The organism is Paenibacillus sp. IITD108 (assembly GCF_036541265.1).
In the GTDB taxonomy this organism is placed as follows: domain Bacteria; phylum Bacillota; class Bacilli; order Paenibacillales; family Paenibacillaceae; genus Pristimantibacillus.
The window spans coordinates 14,304-30,958 of record NZ_JAZHCT010000030.1 but is presented as its reverse complement, the minus strand read 5'-3'; the positions used below and the strand labels follow the sequence as shown (position 1 = coordinate 30,958).

15 protein-coding genes and 1 riboswitch are annotated in these 16,655 nt (G+C 45.0%); of the genes, 4 read left to right on the top strand and 11 right to left on the bottom strand.

The features are described from left to right. Positions 1-162: 162 nt before the first annotated feature. Positions 163-266, bottom strand: a riboswitch (TPP riboswitch). 44 nt (positions 267-310) lie between these two features. The 4 genes from ytvI to V1L65_RS21775 form a co-directional block, all read right to left on the bottom strand. After that, a complete protein-coding gene (ytvI, locus tag V1L65_RS21790) occupies positions 311-1,342 on the bottom strand; it encodes a sporulation integral membrane protein YtvI (RefSeq protein ID WP_331701363.1) in 1,032 nt (343 codons plus the stop codon). Between the two features lie 36 nt (positions 1,343-1,378). Then, on the bottom strand, positions 1,379-2,530 hold the full coding sequence (yfkAB, locus tag V1L65_RS21785; protein ID WP_331701362.1) for a radical SAM/CxCxxxxC motif protein YfkAB: 1,152 nt from the start codon (positions 2,528-2,530) through the stop codon (positions 1,379-1,381). Between the two features lie 226 nt (positions 2,531-2,756). Next, positions 2,757-3,875 carry an HD-GYP domain-containing protein gene (locus V1L65_RS21780; protein ID WP_331701390.1) on the bottom strand — a complete coding sequence of 373 codons (1,119 nt, stop codon included), beginning with the start codon at positions 3,873-3,875 and terminating at the stop codon, positions 2,757-2,759. Between the two features lie 239 nt (positions 3,876-4,114). Continuing rightward, positions 4,115-5,566 carry a bifunctional metallophosphatase/5'-nucleotidase gene (locus V1L65_RS21775; protein ID WP_331701361.1) on the bottom strand — a complete coding sequence of 484 codons (1,452 nt, stop codon included), beginning with the start codon at positions 5,564-5,566 and terminating at the stop codon, positions 4,115-4,117. Positions 5,567-5,986: 420 nt separating this feature from the next. Between V1L65_RS21775 and V1L65_RS21770 the strand changes: the two genes are divergently transcribed. Beyond that, a complete protein-coding gene (locus tag V1L65_RS21770; RefSeq protein WP_331701360.1) occupies positions 5,987-7,042 on the top strand; it encodes an HD-GYP domain-containing protein in 1,056 nt (351 codons plus the stop codon). A 74-nt stretch (positions 7,043-7,116) separates the two neighbouring features. Here the strand turns inward: V1L65_RS21770 and V1L65_RS21765 are convergent, their stop codons facing one another. Next, positions 7,117-7,968 carry an N-acetylmuramoyl-L-alanine amidase gene (locus V1L65_RS21765; protein ID WP_331701359.1) on the bottom strand — a complete coding sequence of 284 codons (852 nt, stop codon included), beginning with the start codon at positions 7,966-7,968 and terminating at the stop codon, positions 7,117-7,119. Between the two features lie 231 nt (positions 7,969-8,199). Between V1L65_RS21765 and V1L65_RS21760 the strand changes: the two genes are divergently transcribed. Further along, positions 8,200-8,610, top strand: a complete 411-nt coding sequence (locus V1L65_RS21760) for a YugN family protein (RefSeq protein WP_331701358.1) — start codon at positions 8,200-8,202, stop codon at positions 8,608-8,610. 173 nt (positions 8,611-8,783) lie between these two features. Here the strand turns inward: V1L65_RS21760 and sufB are convergent, their stop codons facing one another. From sufB to sufC, 5 genes are read right to left on the bottom strand one after another with little or no spacing between them, the layout of a single operon-like run. Next, on the bottom strand, positions 8,784-10,181 hold the full coding sequence (sufB, locus tag V1L65_RS21755; protein ID WP_331701357.1) for a Fe-S cluster assembly protein SufB: 1,398 nt from the start codon (positions 10,179-10,181) through the stop codon (positions 8,784-8,786). 60 nt (positions 10,182-10,241) lie between these two features. After that, on the bottom strand, positions 10,242-10,664 hold the full coding sequence (gene sufU / locus V1L65_RS21750) for a Fe-S cluster assembly sulfur transfer protein SufU (protein WP_331701356.1): 423 nt from the start codon (positions 10,662-10,664) through the stop codon (positions 10,242-10,244). After that, on the bottom strand, positions 10,651-11,877 hold the full coding sequence (locus V1L65_RS21745; RefSeq protein ID WP_331701355.1) for a cysteine desulfurase: 1,227 nt from the start codon (positions 11,875-11,877) through the stop codon (positions 10,651-10,653). Before V1L65_RS21745 ends, sufU begins: the two co-directional genes overlap by 14 nt. Further along, positions 11,874-13,181, bottom strand: coding sequence for a Fe-S cluster assembly protein SufD (gene sufD / locus V1L65_RS21740; RefSeq protein ID WP_331701354.1), 1,308 nt, complete (start codon positions 13,179-13,181; stop codon positions 11,874-11,876). The genes V1L65_RS21745 and sufD overlap by 4 nt, the downstream gene beginning before the upstream one ends. A gap of 22 nt (positions 13,182-13,203) precedes the next feature. Further along, entirely contained in the window at positions 13,204-13,983 is a 780-nt protein-coding gene (gene sufC, locus V1L65_RS21735) for a Fe-S cluster assembly ATPase SufC (protein ID WP_331701353.1), read from the bottom strand. Positions 13,984-14,298: 315 nt separating this feature from the next. Here sufC and mtnA point away from each other — a divergent pair, with 315 nt between their 5' ends. Further along, positions 14,299-15,351 (top strand): S-methyl-5-thioribose-1-phosphate isomerase, encoded by a 1,053-nt coding sequence (gene mtnA / locus V1L65_RS21730; protein ID WP_331701352.1) that lies wholly within the window; start codon positions 14,299-14,301, stop codon positions 15,349-15,351. A gap of 117 nt (positions 15,352-15,468) precedes the next feature. On the opposite strand, the gene V1L65_RS21725 is transcribed toward mtnA, so the two are convergent. Further along, on the bottom strand, positions 15,469-15,774 hold the full coding sequence (locus V1L65_RS21725) for a YunC family protein (protein ID WP_331701351.1): 306 nt from the start codon (positions 15,772-15,774) through the stop codon (positions 15,469-15,471). A gap of 207 nt (positions 15,775-15,981) precedes the next feature. On the opposite strand from V1L65_RS21725, the gene V1L65_RS21720 reads away from it, so the two are divergent. Continuing rightward, positions 15,982-16,491: a hypothetical protein gene (locus V1L65_RS21720; protein ID WP_331701350.1), complete on the top strand. Its 510-nt coding sequence runs from the start codon at positions 15,982-15,984 to the stop codon at positions 16,489-16,491. Positions 16,492-16,655 lie beyond the last annotated feature (164 nt).

Here is a 16,655-nt window from a genome sequence, read left to right as displayed (position 1 = left end):
ACAAAAAACCTCCTGAATGGAATAGTTAAAATCCCACCTGGAGGCCAATACAGACATATGCGAAAGTTGAATGCATCATAAAGCGATCAATGCAGCCGACAACTCAACTTGCCTGCATGCACAAATAAACCTTATGAAGCTTTGGCAAAAGCAGCTTCCGCTACTTTTGACCTTCCACTTTCCTACGCTGGCATGACCCAGATCAGGTTCTAAGGGACAAAAGCATTCGCTTAATCTCAGCCTTGAAGGCGCCCCTAGTGGATTTCCTTATACGACTATAGCTCGTTTAAAAAGCTGCTGTCAACTCTTGCTATAGTTTTATTTTAGTTTGAAACAAGCCAGCCTGCCGTGCCGCCATATAAATAATGACGACTAGCGGTCCAAGAAATACGCCGACTACGCCGACCAGCTTAAAGCCGACATACAAGCTTATTAATGCCGATAGAGCGCCAATTCCTATCGAATCTCCCAATATTTTTGGCTCGACAATCCGGCGGAATACAGTAATGACCAGGAACAGCACCAGCAGCCCGATTCCCGTGTAATTGTCACCCGTCAGCAAAAGAAAAGCAGCCCATGGAACAAGTACAGAGCCGGTGCCAAGTATCGGCAAAATATCAACTACGATAATTAACAGCGCAATCGCCATTGGAAACTTAACGCCCAAAATCAGCAGTCCCACAAAAGAAATAATATAGGTCAAAGCGCTTAGTATAAATTGCGAGCGAATAAATCCGAATATCGATTTTTTCAAATTCGTTAAAACCTGATCCACCTGTGGACGGGATTTTTCTTCAAAAAAGGACAGAAACGATTGCTTCATCGTATTCAGACTAAAGCTGAACATGTATACTGCGACAAGAAATACGATAAAGAATATAAACATTCCTGGTAAAGTTGACGCAATCGATACTACAGATTTCGACAAGGAGCCGGCCATCTGTGTAATGGTTGACGTAAGGCTTGATACCCATTCCTCCAAAGCCGCTGCTGCGTCCGGAGGCAAGTTCTCATAGAGCAAATTTGCATTTTGCATGAGCTGGTCTACATAGGAACTGGCGTTATCGAAATAAAGCGGAACCTTTTGAAAAAATGCAATCAGCTCGGCAACAATTTTCACGCCCAGCAGCGCAATCGCTCCCAGCAGAATCAGCGTGAACAATGAGCTCGACAACGTAGCCGCGAACAGACGGTTCATCTTGAACTTTTGCATAAACAGCTTATTGAGCGGCTCTAGAAAAATCGCGATGACAAGCGCCAGTAAAAATGGAGCGCCTACTGTGAACATCAGGTATAACAAAAGCAATGCAACTGCAATCGACAGTATTGCTTTAACAGACAAGCCTTTTCACCCCTTTTTGTATGAATATACCTCGTCCTATTCATCTAAAATAGCGCTTCGCGTTAAAAAATCAACATCCTTATAGTACATATCCTTTACAAGCAAATTCGGTCCGCAGCAGGAGGCTGCAGGACAATGGCAGTTGACACCCGCTGCGAGCGGATGATCAAGCCAACGGCTGAACAGTTCATCCAGCTTTGAGTCAGCAATATTGCCAAACGCCGGCACATCAGCAAAATCAGTTACAAATACATCGCCTGTAAACAGGTTGACGTTAAGACGATTGCGCCCGTCTGGATCATTGCGGACGGTCACATTCGGCTCGGCTGCGAGCCTGTTCAGCAATGCCCGCTCTGCCTTCTGCTCACTGCAGGAATAAAAAGGAAGCGTGCCGAACAGCATCCATACGGAACGGTCCCGGCTGTCCAATAACCGTTCAATCGCTGCAAGCATTTGCTCGCGCGAGATCATCGGCAAATTTTTCGCAAAGGAGCTTGGATACATCGGATGCACTTCATGACGCTTGCAGCCCATTTCTACAATAAGCCGATGAATGTCTGCAATCTTGTCATGCGTGCGATAATTGATCATGGATTCCGCTGATACCAGCACATCGGTCTCGCTTAGCCTTTGCGCATTTTCAATCATACGCTCGTACATTTTGGCAGTTGCCTTGCTTGATACTTCATGGCCTGCATTGGCAAAGCCAATCTGATGGAAGTCCTCGGCAGACGTATAGTTAAACGAAATATGCATCACATCCAAATAAGGAGCCAGGATGTCGTATCTGCTGTATGGCAGCGTCACGTTGGAATTGATTTGTGAATGCAGCCCCCGATCACGCGCATACTTCAGCAAGGGCAGCATATATTCCTTTACTGTTTTTTCAGAAAAGGACGGCTCGCCGCCAGTAATGCTGATCGTCTCCAAAAATTGCGCTTCCTCGAGACGCTCCAGCATTTGTTTTAGCGGAAGCTTGTCCGGCTCGATATATACGAGCGTATCCCCTACTGCGCAATGCTCGCAGCGCATATTGCACAAATTCGTTACCGTCATTTCAACACTCGTTAGTCTATGAGAACCATATTGACGGATCGAACGAATTGGGTCCCACGGATCATAAGCTGGAGAAAGCTTCTGCTGGAATTTATGTTTGTCATTACCGGTTTGCACATCTACTATACTCATTATTTCAACACCTGACATCTAATATTATTATTCTATTGTAATATTCATGCTAGCTGGAAGCAAATACGGCTTTTCCGCTCCAGTGCAGCACTTAGACCGATACCAGCCTTATTATATATATATGAAAATGATAAGCTCATAGAATCTGAACAATAAGAAAAACGCCTGGCGGCGTCCTATGCGATCAAGTTTGGAATTTTTTAAAAAAGAGCCTCGCGGCTCCTTTCTATATACCTGACACCATCGATACATCTGGCTTGTGATCATTAACAGAGTCAATCATAACCGTCAGCTGCTTGGACAAATCAATTTCATAGGGAGATTTGAGCGCTTCGCCAGCCTCGTTGTAAAGTACTCTTACGATTGGCCGATGAGGATATGAATGATTTAAATCAACGACTACGCCGGTTTCACCCGTCTGCAAATGTACGGTTATACCGACTGGATAAATGGCTACCTTATCGCGGAATTGCTGGAGCATGCGCTGCTCATATAATGTGCCTGAACCTGCATACAAGCTTTCTACAGCAAGATGCGGCAGCATAGGAGCTCGATACACACGATTGGTCGTCATCGCATCATACGAATCGACAATACCGATCCACTTGGCAAATTCATGTATTTCATTTCCCTTAATGCCTCTTGGATAACCGCTTCCGTCAAGCCGCTCATGATGCTGAAATGCGCAATGCGCAACGATTAGCGGCAAATTCGGCTCGTCCTTGAGCAGCTCGAAACCAATGCTCGTATGCTGCTTCATAATTTCATACTCTTCAGCTGTCAGCTGATCGGGCTTTTTCAGCACATTCGTCGTAATCTGCGTCTTGCCGATATCATGCAATAACGCTCCCATGCCAAGCGTCATTGTCTTTTCCCGGTCATATCCGCTCGACAGGCCTAACAACGTCGTATATACACATACGTTGAGTGAATGCTGGAATAAATAATGATCTACAGAGCCCATATCCATCAGCATAATCATAGCATCCTTGTGGTTGGAAAGGTCATCTATAATCATGCTCATCATTTCTTTGAAGGGCTGAGCAATATAAGGATATGTAACGCCTTTTCTCTGCTTTGGACGATCCATCATACTTCGAAAATTAGTGCGAATTTCCTTTATTGCTACTCTAAACGTATCCTCGCTTATAAGTGTTGGCAACTGTATATCATCAGTTCGGGGATCTTCAATATATACATACTGAATTCCGCATTGCTCTAGGCGTGTAATCAGTCTGCTATTCAGCTCCATGTTCTCGCCAAGCAATACAATGCCTTCCTCTGAAAATATTTTTTTTGCCAGCTTCATACCAGGCACACACTTTGAAATCGGCAGCAAGCGCATACGATCGGTCCTTCCCACTAGTCTCCATTATGATGATTCTCATGATGTCTCCCTCCATAACCGGTCAAGCCTCAAGCTTGCCGCAGCTATGAAAAACAGAAAAATAGAACACATAAACGAACTGTCTTGTTATGCTTAAATGTACGTGAAAAAAGAAAAATTCGCAACCTTTTTCTATAAAATTCGACATTTCTCCACTAAATTCTTTCTTTTTGCCGCATCACAAAAAGTTTAACTTATCAATTATTATAATGTGAAGCAGCTGTCCAATGCTGCTTCTTACAGCTGCGCAGCGACTGCGGGCAGCCTAGCTCTTTTTCAATCACATTACGGATAAACTCCGGCATAAAAAACTGAAAGGAAGCAGCGTTGGCAATCGTCTCATAGCCTACCCTAAAGCTGAACATGTCGATTGTGCCTACTTTATAGCAGCGCGATTCCTGCAAAGGCTCGCCGTTAATGTCGATCTGCACAATTTGGCTGCCGGGTGCACGGCTTGCATCATATAGGATATGAATTCCCGCCACCGCAAGCGTTCCAAGACGTTCTCCGCGAAAGCCAAAGCCTTTAATCGGCTTATATATAAACTCCTCCTGCAAGGCCTGCTCCAGCGCAGTACGCAGATCCTTGCCTTCCAGCACAGCAAGGCAAGGATTAATAGGCGACGGACAAAGCGCATGCAGTTCGCCCGCCGTTACTTCTCCTATAGCTAACCCGCCCAGCAGCTGTCCTGTATTTACTAGACCAATCTCCGCATCAGTCCAATTCTTCAGCCCTATTGCAAGCAAATTTGGCAGCTCGGACTCCCGCTCCAGTCGTGCGCCGAGCGCTTCATCCAAATGGATAATCGTTCTGCTCAGCGTCTTTCTTGCATCTGCTTTATATTGTTCAATTATTTCTGCGGCTGTCTCCTTCTCTTCGAATGCGCTGGTAGGAACACAGCTTGCCTCGAACATCGGCTTCCTGGCGCTGCTGTCCCAGCTTATCGCAACACGGCCAACATAATCGCCAAATTTGCCCGCAGCACAAATGGTTGTCTCATTCATAACGAGCGCTTCCTCCAACAGATGATGTGTATGCGCGCCTAAAATAAGATCAATGCCATGAATTTCTTCCGCCATTTTTTTATCCAGCGGCAAGCCGAGATGAGATATGACAATGACGATATCGGCATAAGGCCGAAGCAACTCCACCTGTTCCCTGATCGCTTCCAGCGGCTCTGTCGTTTTCCAGCCCAGCAGCGCATATACTTCGGAATAATTAGCTGTTGCTGCGGTCAGTCCAATTTTCAACCCGTTTTTTTGAATAATAAGCTGCTTCTGCAGCCATTCCGGCTGTATGCCATCTTCTATTTGAAGCATATTTGCACATATAATTGGAAATTTGGTCTTGTTGTAATAAGTATCATGCAGCGTATCTCTGGAAAAGGTAAGTCCTTCATTATTGCCAATCGTTGCAGCCTCATACCCTGCTTCATTCAATAGGGCGACATTGACCCCGCCATCGCTTCCCTCGGTTTCCTGCCTCATCCGATCCATATGATCGCCGCAATCGACAGCAAGCACCCGTTCGCTTCCAAGCAGACGTCTTTCCTGTGCTATTGCTGATGCAATCCTGGCGGCATTTTCCAAACGGCTATGAATATCATTGCTATGATATAGTACAATTTTTGCATCTGCTTTATCGTTCAAAGAAAGTACGCCTCCTTATTGCTGCAGCTTCAACATTGCCTATAGCTCTACTTATATATGTACTATTGTCCACTAGTTATATATATCCAATCCGTTTTACGTAAATACGCATGACAAACGTTCATTATACTCATTTATTATAATATTGTTGTCTGTGCTTGTATACAAACGAGCCTCGCTTGCATAGCTATGACACACTTTCATTGAAAACGCATCTTCCGACAAATATACTCAAGAACATTTTAACAGTGCAGTCTAATTAACTTATTAAATTAAAATCAAGGTCTTATTTTGCTGAAAATTTAGGTATTATGTCTTATTTTTCAATTCCTCTTATTGCCATCCTATCAAATGCTTGTTACCATTATGTTTATAAGCTTAAAATAGCGCATATTCATTAATGTTGACTGAGGTGTCTTAATGAGAGTACATATTACGGACTTAATTGATGGAGATAAGCTTAAGAACGATGTGTTTAACCATTATGGCTTACACGTGCTTTCAAAAGGTACAACCCTGAACAAACAAGAAATCTCGCGATTGCTGCAGCATCAAATTGATTTTGTGGAAATCGAAGACCGAGCTGCTGTACCAAATGCAAGCCGTACTCTCGAATCAACTGTCAGTCCAAAATGGCTTCCAAATGTAAAGCCAATCTATGAACATACTATCCGCAGTATTGAAACATTTTTTGAGAAGGCTTTAAATGAAGGCAAGATTGATGATGACGAGGTTTCCAAAGCCATCGATCCGCTATTAAATAATTTGCAGCTTGAACGCGATGTCGTTTCTATGCTGCTGCTGCTCAATACTACCGATAACTATACATATCAGCACTCCGTACAGGTTGGCATGCTTTCCTATTATCTTGCTACCTGGATGGGCTACTCACCTCAGGACGCCTCCCTTATCGGTAAGGCTGGTTTTTTGCATGACATTGGCAAGAGCAAAATCGACTACGAAATACTTAACAGGCCGGATAAGCTGACGGCTGAAGAATTCGAAAACGTTAAGCTGCACACGATTTACGGCTACGAGATTATTAACAACTCAATGCCAGACTCTATTATCGCACTTGGCGCTTTGCAGCATCACGAGCGGGTAAATGGCAGCGGATACCCCCATGGACTAAAGGGAGAGGCCATTCATCCCATCGCCAAAATCATCGCTGTTGTCGACATTTACAGCGCCATGATCTCGGCAAGGGTATACCAAAAGGAACGAGATCTGCTCTTCGTACTCAGAGAGCTGCATCGGCTAAGCTTCGAGGAGCTTGATCCGACGACAACACATATGTTTATCCGCCATATGATACCTAATTTTATCGGCAAAAAAGTAAAGCTCAACAATGATAAGTACGGTATTATTGTAATGACTCATCCTACTGAATTTTTCAGACCGCTTGTCAGAATAGACGATGAATTTATTGATCTGACGTTAGAACGCCAATACGAAATTGTTCACGTGTACCTATAATTTTAATCGCTTTCATAGTAAAAGAGAACAAACAGGCCGAAGAGACACACCGTCCCTATCGGCCTGTTTTTTATTTAATCGTTGCCGCTTAATCCTGCCCGATCCAATATGACCGCTATTTGTGCTCTAGTAAGCGGCTGATCAGGAGCAAAGCGGGTTGTGCTTACGCCATTCATTAATCCGCTTCTGATTGCCTTCACAATGCTATCCTGAGCCCAGTGGCCAGCAATGTCCTCAAATCCTTCAATCGTTTCGCCTGGATTTTCCGGCTCTACTGGTTCTTCCGGTTTGCCTGGTCCTTCAGGCTGACCAGGCTCCCCCGTTTCTCCAGGCTTAGTTCCAGGAGGCGTATATGGATGGCTGACGTATAAGCAATAAGCTTTTACCGCTGCTTCCGCATAGCTTTCCCAATTTTTTTGCAATCTCACTGCATCTTCTTTATTCGTTAAAAACCCATATTCAGTAATTACTGTTTCAACAGAACCCGTTAAACGTTGCATATAAAAATAATCCTGACCATTGGACTGCGCCTTGGAATAAGTCGGCGTCGGCCTTAAAACCTGACCGGCATTTTTAAGCTGCTCAGCAATAAGCTTCGCCCATCTTCCATTGGAATGAATGCTGTGAATTATTTCGGCTCCCAATGCGGTTGATGCGGATGCTGCATTAATATGATTTGAGAGACAATGCTTGGCGCCGCTATTTTTCACCTTGGTTGTTCTTGGACTGGGATCAAGCGTCGTGTCGCTGTTTCTTGTCAGAGCGACCCTTATCCCCAGCTCCTGGAATCGTTTGTATTGATATAACGATATATCCAAGGTAAGTTTCTTCTCAGTGATGCCATTGCCAACAGCCCCGCTGTCCGTCCCGCCATGGCCAGGATCTATGATCAGCTGAGGCGTACCTGCATAGCTTTCTGTACTCATCCTAATCAGCTCCCTTTCGCGTAATGCTTGTTTTAGATGAAACAGCGTTACATAGCCTTCACCTATATATATGACAAGCATGAAGCCTTTGATTGGATGACTGTCACCATTCTGAACAAATTCTAACCTAGCGCAAACGCAAATGCATTATTTATTCCGTTCAGTATGATTTGCCTGATTCAGGAGAAAATACCTCATATCTAACCATTTCGATGATATGGAGGTTTTCGCATGATTAAACTGCAAACTGGCCTTGAGGGCAAACGGGCTTACTTTGGCAATATTCAAAGCGATCTTGAAAAGCACGGCTATTGCTTGGGCGGAAATTGGGATTATAAACAAGGCTTTTTTGATTCTATTTTATGGAGGGAAGCCGGGGAAACTATTTATTTGAGATTGCCTTTCACTGTTTTGGAAGGAGAACTGGATAACCCGGATGCCTATATTATGTTCCAAACGCCATATGTCGTAAAACATGTTGTTAATATAGGGCTAGACACAGATGCCAATTCACTTGCAAGTGCTGTCGGCTTAAATCAATTCCAGGACCCGCTCGATACAGACGGGCAAATTGCTAACAAAACCAAATGGGAGGATGTTGGCGAGCAGGCCGTCAGCCAGGTTTTCAACTATGTAATGTGATCGAACAATCCCCGCCGTTCTTTGGACAGGCGCGTTTGCCGATGAAATATAAGAACAGATATAAGGTTACAAAAACTTATACTTTCTTATATTTAAAAAAACCTGCCAAGCTCTATGCTATGTCCGAGTTCAACCACGGATTATGCAGCATATTACTTGGCAGGAATTATTTGTTAACCGATAGAGCCTTCCATCTCGAACTTGATAAGACGATTCATCTCAACGGCATATTCCATTGGCAATTCTTTTGTAAACGGCTCGATAAAGCCCATTACGATCATCTGAGTAGCCTCGTCTTCACTTAGGCCGCGGCTCATCAGATAGAACAATTGATCCTCGGATACATTGGACACTGTCGCTTCATGCTCTAGTGTAATGTTATCGTTGAAGATTTCGTTATACGGAATTGTATCAGAAGTAGATTCATTGTCAAGAATTAGCGTATCGCACTTCACGTTAGACTTCGCGCCATCGGAATTGCGTCCGAAGGATGCTAGGCCGCGATAAGTTACTTTACCGCCATGCTTACTGATCGACTTGGATACAATTGTAGAGCTTGTATCTGGCGCTAGATGCGTCATTTTGGCACCGGAATCCTGGTGCTGGCCTTTGCCCGCAACCGCAATCGACAGAACCATACCTTTTGCACCGCGTCCCCGCAATACAACCGCTGGATATTTCATCGTCAGCTTGGAGCCGATGTTGCCATCGATCCATTCCATCGTTGCATTCTCATCGGCAACAGCACGCTTCGTAACAAGGTTATAAATGTTAGGCGCCCAGTTCTGAATCGTTGTGTAACGAACGCGAGCGTTCTTTTTGCACAAAATTTCAACAACAGCGCTATGAAGCGAGTTCGTGCTGTACACTGGAGCAGTACAACCCTCTACGTAGTGAACAGAGCTGTCCTCATCCGCAATAATAAGCGTACGTTCAAATTGACCCATATTTTCCGAGTTAATACGGAAATAAGCTTGAAGAGGAATTTCGCACTTAACACCTTTTGGTACGTAAATAAAGCTGCCGCCGGACCAAACCGCGCTATTAAGCGCTGCAAATTTATTGTCGTTTGGAGGAATAATTGTACCAAAATATTCTTTAAGCAGTTCAGGATGCTCGCGAAGGGCAGTATCTGTATCTGTAAAGATAACCCCTTGCTTCTCCAAATCCTCCTGCATGCTGTGATATACAACCTCAGATTCGTACTGGGCGGATACCCCTGCAAGGAACTTTTGCTCCGCTTCCGGAATTCCCAGCTTATCGAAGGTTTCTTTAATTTCTGAAGGAACTTCTTCCCACGTTTTCCCTTGCTTCTCAGATGGCTTTACATAATATTGAATGTCATCAAAATCAAGCCCGTCAAGGTCGCCGCCCCAACGCGGCATCGGCATTTTGTTGAACTGCTCCAATGATTTCAAACGGAACTCAAGCATCCACTCAGGCTCATTTTTCATTTCGGAAATTGTACGTACGATTTCTTCCGTCAAGCCTTTTCCTGATTGGAAAATAGATTTATGCTCATCGCGGAAACCATACTTGTACTCTTCCATTTCCGGCATTGTCTTTGCCATTTGAATCACACTCCTCTTTTATAGTAACTACCTGGCCGAACGATTAGCGGATTATCCCTGCTAGCCCTTCTCTTCGATTCCTTTGCGAAGTGCATTCCATGCCAGTGTCGCGCATTTAATTCTTGCAGGAAATTTATTAACGCCAGACAAAGCTTCAAGATCTTCGTTTTCCTCGAACTCTACAGCTTCGCCTTTCATCAAGGATGAGAAGCGGTTAGCCATGTCCAATGCTTGCTCGCAGGACCTGCCCTTGATCGCTTCTGTCATCATCGATGCAGAGCTCATACTGATCGAGCAGCCCTCGCCAGTAAACTTCGCATTTGTTACGATTCCGTCCTCTACTTGCAGCTGAAGAGAAATTCTATCGCCGCATGTAGGATTATTCAGATTAATCGTGACGACCTCTTCATTCATTTCGCCGCGATTCCGTGGGTTTTTGTAATGGTCCATTATAACTCTGCGATATAAATCATCCAATTGCATGACCGAAGAACTCCTTTGTTTGAATTAAAGCGTCGGCTAACCGATCAATCTCCTCTTCGGTATTGTACAAATAAAAGCTTGCTCTCGCAGTGGAGGAAACATTGAAAAATCGCATTAACGGCTGGCAGCAATGATGTCCAGCTCGAATTGCAATACCTTTGGAATCAAGCACAGTCGCTACGTCATGGGGATGAACATCGTCCAGATTAAACGTAACAAGCCCCACTCGATTTTGTTTCGGTCCATAGATTTCAAGGCCATCTATTGCAGATAGCTTATCATAAGCATATTGAGCTAATTTTGTAACATGCCGATCAATTTCGTCCAGACCAATGCTTTCAAGAAAATCAACAGCTGCTCCAAGACCGACAGCTCCTGCTATTATAGGCGTTCCGCCTTCAAAGCGGTAAGGAATATCCTTCCAGGTTGATTCATACAGATCGACAAAGTCGATCATTTCGCCGCCGAATTCAATCGGCTCCATGTTTGAAAGCAATGATTTTTTGCCGTACAAAGCGCCTATGCCGGTAGGCCCGCACATTTTATGCCCGGATAAAGCATAAAAATCAACATCAAGCTCTCTGACATCCACCCTCATATGTGGGGAGCTTTGCGCGCCGTCAACTACAATTACCGCACCTTTGCGATGTGCCATTTCCGCTAATTTTTTTATCGGATTAATCGTGCCAAGCACGTTGGACATATATGCAATCGCAACAACTTTGGTGCGATCTGTAATCGTTTGTTCTGCATCCTCCAGCGTGAACGTGCCGTCTGGCTGAAGCGGAATATATTTAAGCACTGCACCGGTTGCTTTCGCGGCCTGCTGCCATGGAATTAGATTGCTATGGTGCTCGACTGCCGTGAGCACGATCTCATCGCCTTCCTTACAGTTTGCCCTGGCATAGCTGGAAGCAACCAAATTAAGCGCCGTTGTCGTGCCGCGAGTAAAAATAATTTCCTCTGGCTCGCTCGCATTTAGAAAAGCAGCTACCTTCGCTCGCGCCCCTTCATAAGCGTCAGTCGCTCGAGAACCTAGGGTATGAACGCCGCGATGAACGTTCGCATGATCCTGCTCGTAGTATCGTCTAACCGCATCAATGACGGAACGCGGCTTCTGAGAAGACGCCGCGCTATCCAAGTAGACGAGCGGGTGCCCGTTTACCTCTTGATGCAATATCGGAAATTGTTCCCGTATCGCATTTATGTTCATCTTTCTAGCTTCCTTTCGAGCAAGCGCACAAGCTGCTGACGAACTGCTTCTACAGCGATCTCGGCTACTTCTGGAGCAAGGAAGCCGTTAATGATAAGCTTCTCAGCCTGCTGTTTGGAAATACCGCGAGACATGAGGTAGTATACCTGCTCAGGATTTACCTGGCCTGCGCTTGCCGCATGGCCTGCAGTAACGTCATCCTCATCAATAAGCAGAATCGGATTGGCGTCTCCGCGGGCTTTCGGGCTTAGCATAAGCACACGCTCTGTTTGAACGCCGTTCGCTTTTGTAGCGCCATGTTCAATTTTGGTGATGCCGTTAATAATCGCTGAAGCGGAATCCTTCATAACGGCTCTGATAATCATATTGCTGTCGGAATGTTTTCCGAAATGTACGGCATGAGCTGTAATGCTCATCTTCTGCGAATCTTTCCCGATGCTGATCACTTTCGTATCAGAAGTCGATCCGCGGCCTTTCATAATCGTTTTGGTCTCCGACAAAGTGTTGCCGTCATTCAAATCACCGATTATCCATTCTACGCGCGCGTCGTCTTCTGCGATTGCACGGCGATAGCTTAGATCTACACCGGCAGCTCCCATGGAACGAATGGATGAGAAACGGACAAGCGAGCCTGGTTTCGCATAAATTTCAACGATAGACGGGTGTACGAATGCCGACTCGTTTGCCGCACCTTCTGACAAAACAGTGTCAACATAAGTTACACGGCTGTTCGCTTCTGCCACTACAATAATATGAGGGGCAAATGCAGCTTCGGCGTTATCGTTATATAGCACCGCTTGAAGCGGCACCTCTACTTCAACATTGCGTGGCACGTATAGGAATACGCCGCCGTTCCAGGTTGCAGCCTGCAATGCTGTAAATTTATTCTCATCCTTGGCAACTGCTTGGAACAAATATGGCTTCACAAGATCGCCATGCTCCTTCACTGCAGTTTCCAAATCCGTAAAAATTACACCCTTATTGGCAAGGTCAGCTGACAATTCCTTAAATACATTGGTGGAATTGCGCTGAACGATAACATTTTTATTTTTCTCCGAAATCATGCCGCGAATTTGCTCTGGCAAAGCAGAAACAGCAGAAACAGCCTCAGATGTTTGATAGCTGCCAACTGCAGACAGCTCCCAACGCTCTATATTCATCTTCTCCGGCTTTGGCCAAGCAAGCGTGCTGATAAGCTCAGCCGCGTCTCCGCGCAGTTGTACCAGCCAGTCCGGCTCCTTATTGCCGCGAGCCAGCGCCTCTGCCGATTGGCGATTAATCGGAGCAGATAGTTGTGTACTCATTCGAATTGCCTCCTTCTCCGATTTATTCTTTACCTACTGTCTCATCTACAATCCCAAGCTCTTCCTTCACCCAGTCGTAGCCGTCCTTTTCAAGACGATGAGCAAGCTCAGGACCGCCGGATTTAACGATGCGGCCTTGCATCATTACGTGAACAAAGTCAGGAGTAATGTAGTCAAGCAAACGCTGGTAGTGCGTAATAATAAGGAAGCCGCGATCCTCAGAGCGCATTTCGTTCACGCCGCTTGCTACGATACGAAGCGCATCGATATCAAGACCGGAGTCGATTTCATCCAAAATTGCGATTTTTGGATCAAGCATTTTCATTTGCAAGATTTCGTTGCGTTTCTTCTCGCCTCCGGAGAAGCCTTCGTTCAAATAGCGATGCGCAAATTCAGGGTTCATTTCAAGGCCCTTCATTTCACCTTCAAGCTGGCGGATAAATTTGATCAAGGAAATTTCATTTCCTTCACCGCGGCGAGCGTTAATAGCGCTGCGCAAGAAATCAGAGTTCGTAACGCCCGAAATTTCACTTGGATACTGCATAGCAAGGAACATGCCTGCAAGCGCGCGCTCGTCAACGCCCATCTCCAGTACATCTTCGCCGTTCAGCAAAGCAGTTCCAGCCGTTACTTCGTATTTTGGGTGTCCCATCAATGCGGAAGCCAGCGTACTTTTACCAGTTCCGTTAGGGCCCATGATCGCGTGAATTTCTCCACCTTTTATTTCAAGGTTAATGCCCTTCAAAATTTCTTTTCCTTCGATTTCAGCTTTTAGCCCATCGATGACAAAATGCGTTGCCATAATATACTGATCCCTCCATGGTTGGTATTATTCAAATTCCAGAGTTAATCATGAAATATTTGATCCTCTAAGAATTGATAGTCGGGTGATTCTCACTGATTCTCAATAATCATTCTAATATAGTTTAGAATAATTATCAATGGAGCTATCCCTTTTGCTGTATCCCCTTGACGAATACAAGCGAATTTTGCATCATTCAAATGCAGCTGGCTAAGCTATTCCATGTACAAACAACAGTCCTATCCTTTATACTAATAAATATAATTCCGACACGTTTGTCGTCTTATTGATATTTAGAAAGGAAGATTATGAAATATGTCACAAAAGCAAGAAGCTTTACAATCACTCATCTGGAAAAGTGATCATTTACAACTGTTAGATCAGCGTCTGCTGCCTGAAGATATCGTTTATTTGCCGCTTACCACGCCTGTGGAGGTATGGGAAGCGATTCGTCATCTTAAAGTAAGGGGAGCGCCTGCGATTGGAATCGCGGCGGCTTATGGCGTCGTTTTCGGCAGCCGCAATGCTGCCACACTCGAAGAGTGGCTGGAGTCCGTCATTCGCGAGGCCGAATATCTTGCAACGTCGCGTCCAACTGCGGTTAATCTGTTCTGGGCGCTGGATCGCATGAAAGCTGCGGCCAAATCTTTTGCTGAACAAGGTGTTGCACTTGAACAGGCCAAGGATAAGCTGGAACAAGAAGCAATCGCCATTCATAAGGAAGATGAAGAGACGAACCGTTCGATCGGAGAGCATGCCCTTTCGCTGTTCAAGGACGGCATGGGAGTGCTTACCCACTGCAACGCAGGCGGATTGGCAACCGCCAAATACGGCACTGCGCTGGCGCCTTTTTATTTGGCGCTGGAGCAAGGCATTACACTTCGCGTTTACGCTGACGAGACGCGTCCGGTACTGCAGGGTGCAAGACTGACAGCGTTTGAGCTGCAGCAAGCTGGCGTTGACGTTACATTGATTTGCGACAATATGGCTGGCATGGTCATGTCCAAAGGCTGGGTTGATGCGGTTATCGTCGGTACGGACCGTGTAGCGGCCAATGGCGACGTAGCCAACAAAATTGGCACGTACAGCGTAGCTGTTCTGGCCAAAGCTCATGGCATACCTTTTTATGTTGCATGTCCAATGTCCACCATTGATCTGGAAACTCCGACAGGAGCGGAAATTCCAATCGAGGAGCGCAATGACGAGGAAATTACAGAAGGCTTCGGCAAGCGGACTGCGCCTAAAGACATTAAAGTTTACAACCCTGCCTTTGACGTTACACCTCATGAGTATGTAACAGCGATTATTACCGAAAAAGGCATTGTGCAAGCTCCTTATGATCAAAATTTGCGCAAGCTTTTTGAATAAGGATAAACGGTAATTATTGGTGAAATAAGTGAAGCCCCGCAAGAACATCTGCTTGTAAGCATGTCTTCCGGGGCTTTGCTATCCGCTTTGGGAGACAGCGAAGCTGTTTAATGTTGACTACAGCATCAGCTTTAATGCTTCATAGCCCTTCATACCCGTTACAATGCCTAACTGCTCTGCTGCATAAGTAACAGATTCCAGGGGCGCGTCAAGCAGCTGCTCCAAGGTGCGGACACCAACAGCGCGGCCTGCAACGATTCCCCTTTCCCTCAATTTTTCATTAAGCAGCGCCACATCAAGCGCCCCGCACATAATATATCCTCGATCCGTTGAGATTGAAAGCAAAGTAGTTCGCGGCAGAAGCACCTCAACACCTATAACCGTTTGACCGTCTGACAGAGATAAAGGTACAATTCGTACCATCGCTTTTGCACCTCCTTTGACAGCACCATTGAATTTTTTTCGTACTATTATTATATGCGCCGTCTTTTTGAAGCGATTAGACAATTGTATATATAGGTATAAAGAACCAATGATCTTCAAAACCAGCCATAGGTATATAAGATTATTTAAAAAAATGTTATAGTACTAAGGGCAGTTAATTTTTATGATTGTGAGGGGAATTTCTATATGAATTCGCAGCAAACAGCTCAAGAGAAATCGTCGTTTATCTTCAATCTTGAAGTATTAATTGAAGATGTTCATCATGCCGCTGCTTTAGAGAAGCTTATACATGGAATGAACCAGGGGGAATTTTTGGACTACCGCATTTTATCCGGTGTTCAATTAGGTAAGCTTATAGACCAGAAGAAATCTATTCCGGCCACGATTCATGCTGTTCCTGTACAACCTGCTGATCCGGCTTCATCATTACCTGACATTAACTCTGCTCCAGCGGAACCGGTTTCCCCAGCCGCAGCAGACCCGCAAATCCCGAATGACGTTTTACAAAAGGTCCAGCTGTTTATGAGCAATAATACTCTTGTTCGGCTTTTCATAAATAAAGGTCTTGGCATTAAAAAAAGCATTCCTTGCCGCATTATTAGAATGGACCAGGAGCAGCAGCTGATTACTGTTTATCATGTTGATGAAAAGCAGGTTTACACCTTCCACCATTACGAAATTGAAGATATTGTTTAGCGAAAATAGCTAAGGATAAACGGCTCCGCCATCCTTTGGACGAGCGCGTTTACCAATGAAATTTTAGAACAAGTATAAGATAAAAAAACTTATACTTTCGTATATTTTCAAAAAAAAAATGGGCGCAGCTCTATAGCCTTCGCCCATTCCGTTATTTAAAAATA

Coding starts and splice junctions, on each gene's coding strand:
- yfkAB (WP_331701362.1), bottom strand. CDS start 2,530: ATGAGTATAGTAGATGTGCAAACCGGTAATGACAAACATAAATTCCAG.
- V1L65_RS21780 (WP_331701390.1), bottom strand. CDS start 3,875: ATGCGCTTGCTGCCGATTTCAAAGTGTGTGCCTGGTATGAAGCTGGCA.
- V1L65_RS21770 (WP_331701360.1), top strand. CDS start 5,987: ATGAGAGTACATATTACGGACTTAATTGATGGAGATAAGCTTAAGAAC.
- V1L65_RS21765 (WP_331701359.1), bottom strand. CDS start 7,968: ATGAGTACAGAAAGCTATGCAGGTACGCCTCAGCTGATCATAGATCCT.
- V1L65_RS21760 (WP_331701358.1), top strand. CDS start 8,200: ATGATTAAACTGCAAACTGGCCTTGAGGGCAAACGGGCTTACTTTGGC.
- sufB (WP_331701357.1), bottom strand. CDS start 10,181: ATGGCAAAGACAATGCCGGAAATGGAAGAGTACAAGTATGGTTTCCGC.
- sufU (WP_331701356.1), bottom strand. CDS start 10,664: ATGCAATTGGATGATTTATATCGCAGAGTTATAATGGACCATTACAAA.
- V1L65_RS21745 (WP_331701355.1), bottom strand. CDS start 11,877: ATGAACATAAATGCGATACGGGAACAATTTCCGATATTGCATCAAGAG.
- sufD (WP_331701354.1), bottom strand. CDS start 13,181: ATGAGTACACAACTATCTGCTCCGATTAATCGCCAATCGGCAGAGGCG.
- sufC (WP_331701353.1), bottom strand. CDS start 13,983: ATGGCAACGCATTTTGTCATCGATGGGCTAAAAGCTGAAATCGAAGGA.
- mtnA (WP_331701352.1), top strand. CDS start 14,299: ATGTCACAAAAGCAAGAAGCTTTACAATCACTCATCTGGAAAAGTGAT.
- V1L65_RS21725 (WP_331701351.1), bottom strand. CDS start 15,774: ATGGTACGAATTGTACCTTTATCTCTGTCAGACGGTCAAACGGTTATA.
- V1L65_RS21720 (WP_331701350.1), top strand. CDS start 15,982: ATGAATTCGCAGCAAACAGCTCAAGAGAAATCGTCGTTTATCTTCAAT.